This window comes from Rhodanobacter sp. FW104-R8 (genome assembly GCF_001617365.1).
Classification (GTDB): Bacteria; Pseudomonadota; Gammaproteobacteria; order Xanthomonadales; family Rhodanobacteraceae; genus Rhodanobacter.
Genome location: NZ_LVJR01000068.1, coordinates 1 through 5,666, shown reverse-complemented (window position 1 = coordinate 5,666; position 5,666 = coordinate 1). Strand labels below are relative to the sequence as shown.

At 55.3% G+C, this 5,666-nt stretch carries 2 tRNA genes and 3 rRNA genes; all 5 read left to right on the top strand.

Annotation, left to right across the window (positions count from 1 at the left end):
* The first annotated feature begins 192 nt into the window (after positions 1–192).
* The 5 genes from RHOFW104R8_RS11260 to rrf all read left to right on the top strand — a co-directional run bounded on the left by RHOFW104R8_RS11260 (position 193) and on the right by rrf (position 5,558).
* A 16S ribosomal RNA gene (locus tag RHOFW104R8_RS11260) occupies positions 193–1,737 on the top strand.
* Between the two features lie 173 nt (positions 1,738–1,910).
* Positions 1,911–1,987: transfer RNA gene (locus RHOFW104R8_RS11255), tRNA-Ile, on the top strand.
* A gap of 66 nt (positions 1,988–2,053) precedes the next feature.
* Positions 2,054–2,129, top strand: a tRNA-Ala gene (locus tag RHOFW104R8_RS11250).
* Positions 2,130–2,319: 190 nt separating this feature from the next.
* Positions 2,320–5,199, top strand: a 23S ribosomal RNA gene (locus RHOFW104R8_RS11245).
* A 245-nt stretch (positions 5,200–5,444) separates the two neighbouring features.
* Positions 5,445–5,558, top strand: a 5S ribosomal RNA gene (gene rrf, locus RHOFW104R8_RS11240).
* The 16S, 23S and 5S rRNA genes sit together here with 2 tRNA genes alongside, the layout of an rRNA operon.
* The last annotated feature ends 108 nt before the right edge of the window (positions 5,559–5,666 follow it).

The window sequence follows — 5,666 nt, the reverse complement described above, 5'->3', positions numbered from 1 at the left end:
CCGAAAGGGTGGTCGATGCGGTGAAGATCTTTGACAGTGTGCGCAGGTGAATTGTGTGGACGTCTTGTGCTGGAGGGTTGCGACCTGTCCAAGCAATGCAAGCGTCCCACCAAGTAAAAAGTCAGTAATGAGTTTTGACTGGTTGGGAAGAACGCTTCGGAAAGATAGATCGGCTTCGGTCGATCGACAACTTAAGTGAAGAGTTTGATCCTGGCTCAGATTGAACGCTGGCGGCATGCCTAACACATGCAAGTCGAACGGCAGCACAGCCGTAGCAATACGGTGGGTGGCGAGTGGCGGACGGGTGAGTAAAGCATCGGGACCTACCCAGACGTGGGGGATAACCTCGGGAAACCGGGACTAATACCGCATACGTCCTACGGGAGAAAGCGGGGGACCTTCGGGCCTCGCGCGGTTGGACGGACCGATGTGCGATTAGCTAGTTGGTAGGGTAATGGCCTACCAAGGCGACGATCGCTAGCTGGTCTGAGAGGATGATCAGCCACACTGGGACTGAGACACGGCCCAGACTCCTACGGGAGGCAGCAGTGGGGAATATTGGACAATGGGCGCAAGCCTGATCCAGCAATGCCGCGTGTGTGAAGAAGGCCTTCGGGTTGTAAAGCACTTTTATCAGGAGCGAAATACCACGGGTCAATACCCTGTGGGGCTGACGGTACCTGAGGAATAAGCACCGGCTAACTTCGTGCCAGCAGCCGCGGTAATACGAAGGGTGCAAGCGTTAATCGGAATTACTGGGCGTAAAGGGTGCGTAGGCGGTTACTTAAGTCTGTCGTGAAATCCCCGGGCTCAACCTGGGAATGGCGATGGATACTGGGTGGCTAGAGTGTGTCAGAGGATGGTGGAATTCCCGGTGTAGCGGTGAAATGCGTAGAGATCGGGAGGAACATCAGTGGCGAAGGCGGCCATCTGGGACAACACTGACGCTGAAGCACGAAAGCGTGGGGAGCAAACAGGATTAGATACCCTGGTAGTCCACGCCCTAAACGATGCGAACTGGATGTTGGTCTCAACTCGGAGATCAGTGTCGAAGCTAACGCGTTAAGTTCGCCGCCTGGGGAGTACGGTCGCAAGACTGAAACTCAAAGGAATTGACGGGGGCCCGCACAAGCGGTGGAGTATGTGGTTTAATTCGATGCAACGCGAAGAACCTTACCTGGCCTTGACATGTCCGGAATCCTGCAGAGATGCGGGAGTGCCTTCGGGAATCGGAACACAGGTGCTGCATGGCTGTCGTCAGCTCGTGTCGTGAGATGTTGGGTTAAGTCCCGCAACGAGCGCAACCCTTGTCCTTAGTTGCCAGCACGTAATGGTGGGAACTCTAAGGAGACTGCCGGTGACAAACCGGAGGAAGGTGGGGATGACGTCAAGTCATCATGGCCCTTACGGCCAGGGCTACACACGTACTACAATGGTCGGTACAGAGGGTTGCAAGACCGCGAGGTGGAGCCAATCCCAGAAAGCCGATCCCAGTCCGGATTGGAGTCTGCAACTCGACTCCATGAAGTCGGAATCGCTAGTAATCGCGGATCAGCTATGCCGCGGTGAATACGTTCCCGGGCCTTGTACACACCGCCCGTCACACCATGGGAGTGGGTTGCTCCAGAAGGCGTTAGTCTAACCGCAAGGGGGACGACGCCCACGGAGTGGTCCATGACTGGGGTGAAGTCGTAACAAGGTAGCCGTATCGGAAGGTGCGGCTGGATCACCTCCTTTCGAGAACGACGGCGTGATCTTTCACGCAAGACGTCCACACAAGACACCTGTACTTTACGCAAAGTCCCTTTTGCGAAGAGCAAAACCGGCCATCCATGGCCGGACTCTTCAACAAAAGCCGGTCCGAACCCAGGTTCGAGGCAGGCTGGCGTAGGTTCTGGGGCTCGATCTCTGGGTCTGTAGCTCAGGTGGTTAGAGCGCACCCCTGATAAGGGTGAGGCCGGTGGTTCGAGTCCACCCAGACCCACCATTACCTCACGCGGGTCCATCCGCGAAGGGCAGATCAAGACCGCCCTTCCCTGGGCGGACTCCTCAAGGGGCCTTAGCTCAGCTGGGAGAGCACCTGCTTTGCAAGCAGGGGGTCGTCGGTTCGATCCCGACAGGCTCCACCACTCAAGCGCTGCGTGAAGTAACAGCACACACAAGATTTTGAAATCATCCGGCATCGAGGCCGGCGTGATGTTCTTTGAAAACAAGTAAACGAGTGACAAGCGTCTTGGTTCGAACCGAACCGAGGCAAGTGTTAAGGCACGAAAACGAAGTGGTTTGGACGTGTGATCCCGAGGCGACTTGGGGTTATATGGTCAAGCGACTAAGCGTATACGGTGGATGCCTTGGCAGTCAGAGGCGATGAAGGACGTGGCAGCCTGCGAAAAGTGTCGGGGAGCTGGCAACAAGCTTTGATCCGGCAATGTCCGAATGGGGAAACCCACTCCGCAAGGAGTACTGCATGGTGAATACATAGCCATGCAGGGCGAACCCGGGGAACTGAAATATCTAAGTACCCGGAGGAAAAGAAATCAACCGAGATTCCCTCAGTAGCGACGAGCGAACGGGGACTAGCCCAAAAGCGCACAGTGTTTTAGTTGAACAGTCTGGAAAGGCTGGCCATAGACGGTGATAGCCCGGTAAGCGAAAGGGCACCGTGCGTGAAATTGAGTAAGGCGGGGCACGTGAAACCTTGTCTGAACATGGGGGGACCATCCTCCAAGGCTAAATACTCCTGACTGACCGATAGCGAACTAGTACCGTGAGGGAAAGGCGAAAAGAACCCCGGAGAGGGGAGTGAAATAGACCCTGAAACCGTATACGTACAAGCAGTGGAAGCCCGCAAGGGTGACTGCGTACCTTTTGTATAATGGGTCAGCGACTTACTGTCAGTGGCAAGCTTAACCGTATAGGGGAGGCGAAGGGAAACCGAGTCTGAATAGGGCGCATAGTCTCTGGCAGTAGACCCGAAACCGAGTGATCTATCCTTGGCCAGGTTGAAGGTGCGGTAACACGCACTGGAGGACCGAACCCACATCTGTTGCAATAGATGGGGATGAGCTGAGGATAGGAGTGAAAGGCTAAACAAACTCGGAGATAGCTGGTTCTCCTCGAAAGCTATTTAGGTAGCGCCTCGGACGAATCTTCCTGGGGGTAGAGCACTGTTATGGCTAGGGGGTCATCGCGACTTACCAAACCATGGCAAACTCCGAATACCAGGACAGACTATCCGGGAGACACACGGCGGGTGCTAACGTCCGTCGTGAAAAGGGAAACAACCCAGACCCGCAGCTAAGGTCCCCAAGTCATAGCTAAGTGGAAAACGATGTGGAAAGGCATAGACAGCCAGGAGGTTGGCTTAGAAGCAGCCATCCTTTAAAGAAAGCGTAATAGCTCACTGGTCGAGTCGGTCTGCGCGGAAGATTTAACGGGGCTAAGCTATGCACCGAAGCTCGGGGTGTGCACGCAAGTGCACGCGGTAGAGGAGCGTTCCGTAAGCCTGTGAAGGTGGATTGTAAAGTCCGCTGGAGGTATCGGAAGTGCGAATGCTGACATGAGTAACGATAATGGGGGTGAAAAGCCCCCACGCCGAAAGCCCAAGGTTTCCTCGCGCAACGTTCATCGGCGCAGGGTGAGTCGGCCCCTAAGGCGAGGCAGAAATGCGTAGTCGATGGGAAGCTGGTTAATATTCCAGCACTTTTCTACAGTGCGATGTGGGGACGGAGAAAGTTAGGTCTACCGGGCGTTGGTTGTCCCGGGGAAAGGCGGTAGGCATGGATCTTAGGCAAATCCGGGATCCTTTATGCCGAGCACCGAGACGAGCCCTTTGGGGCGAAGCGACCGATACTACGCTTCCAGGAAAAGCCACTAAGCTTCAGCTGTAGAAAAACCGTACCGTAAACCGACACTGGTAGGCAGGGTGAGAATCCCAAGGCGCTTGAGAGAACTCGGGTGAAGGAACTAGGCAAAATGGCACCGTAACTTCGGGAGAAGGTGCGCCCATTGACGTGGTCACGTGCGTGACTGAGCGTCGATGGGTCGCAGTAACCTGGCCGCTGCGACTGTTTATCAAAAACACAGCACTCTGCAAACACGAAAGTGGACGTATAGGGTGTGACGCCTGCCCGGTGCTGGAAGGTTAATTGATGGGGTCAGCCGCAAGGCGAAGCTCTTGATCGAAGCCCCAGTAAACGGCGGCCGTAACTATAACGGTCCTAAGGTAGCGAAATTCCTTGTCGGGTAAGTTCCGACCTGCACGAATGGCGTAACGACAGCGGCGCTGTCTCCACCCGAGACTCAGTGAAATTGAATTCGCTGTGAAGATGCAGCGTTCCCGCGGCAAGACGGAAAGACCCCGTGAACCTTTACTATAGCTTTACACTGAACGTTGAGTTCTTCTGTGTAGGATAGGTGGGAGGCTTTGAAGTGCAGACGCCAGTTTGCATGGAGCCATCCTTGAAATACCACCCTGAAGTGCTTGACGTTCTAACCTCGATCCGTGATCCGGATCAGGGACCGTGTATGGTGGGTAGTTTGACTGGGGCGGTCTCCTCCCAAAGAGTAACGGAGGAGCACGAAGGTACGCTCAGCGCGGTCGGACATCGCGCACTGTGTGCAAAGGCATAAGCGTGCTTGACTGCGAGATCGACGGATCAAGCAGGTACGAAAGTAGGTCTTAGTGATCCGGTGGTTCTGTATGGAAGGGCCATCGCTCAACGGATAAAAGGTACTCCGGGGATAACAGGCTGATACCGCCCAAGAGTTCATATCGACGGCGGTGTTTGGCACCTCGATGTCGGCTCATCACATCCTGGGGCTGTAGCCGGTCCCAAGGGTATGGCTGTTCGCCATTTAAAGTGGTACGCGAGCTGGGTTCAGAACGTCGTGAGACAGTTCGGTCCCTATCTGTCGTGGGCGTTGGAGATTTGAGGGGGGCTGCTCCTAGTACGAGAGGACCGGAGTGGACGTTCCGCTGGTGTTCGGGTTGTCTCGCCAGAGGCATTGCCCGGTAGCTATGAACGGAAGTGATAACCGCTGAAAGCATCTAAGCGGGAAGCACGCCCCAAGATGAGATCTCCCGAGAGCTTGACTCTCCTTAAGGCACCATCAAGACCAGGTGGTTGATAGGTCAGGTGTGGAAGCGCAGCAATGCGTTGAGCTAACTGATACTAATGAGCCGTGCGGCTTGACCATATAACCCCAAGACGCTTCGTGGCACGTGCAGATCCCTCGGCGAAAGCCCAGTCATCCTTGGCTGGACTCCTCGAAAGAGCGGTCTTCTTAATAAAACCTCGATTCGAATTCACCTCGACGCTTGTCACTCGTTTACGATTTATCCACGTGAGATCCCTCTCACGGAAGCGTCCGGTCTGTTTTTTAGGACTGGATACTTCAGAAGAATGTGGAGCCGGCGCTTAACGCGCTGCTCCCACCCCTTCCCTGGCGGCCATAGCGGCGTGGTCCCACCTGATCCCATCCCGAACTCAGAAGTGAAACGCGCATGCGCCGATGGTAGTGTGGCTTTGCCATGCAAGAGTAGGTCACCGCCAGGGGCTTTATCCTGAAACACCCTCACCGGAAACGGTGGGGGTTTTTCTTTGGGCGCGGTTGCTGTGGCGACCGCAGGTCGCGACCCGCAACAGGTCACCGCCAGGGGCTTT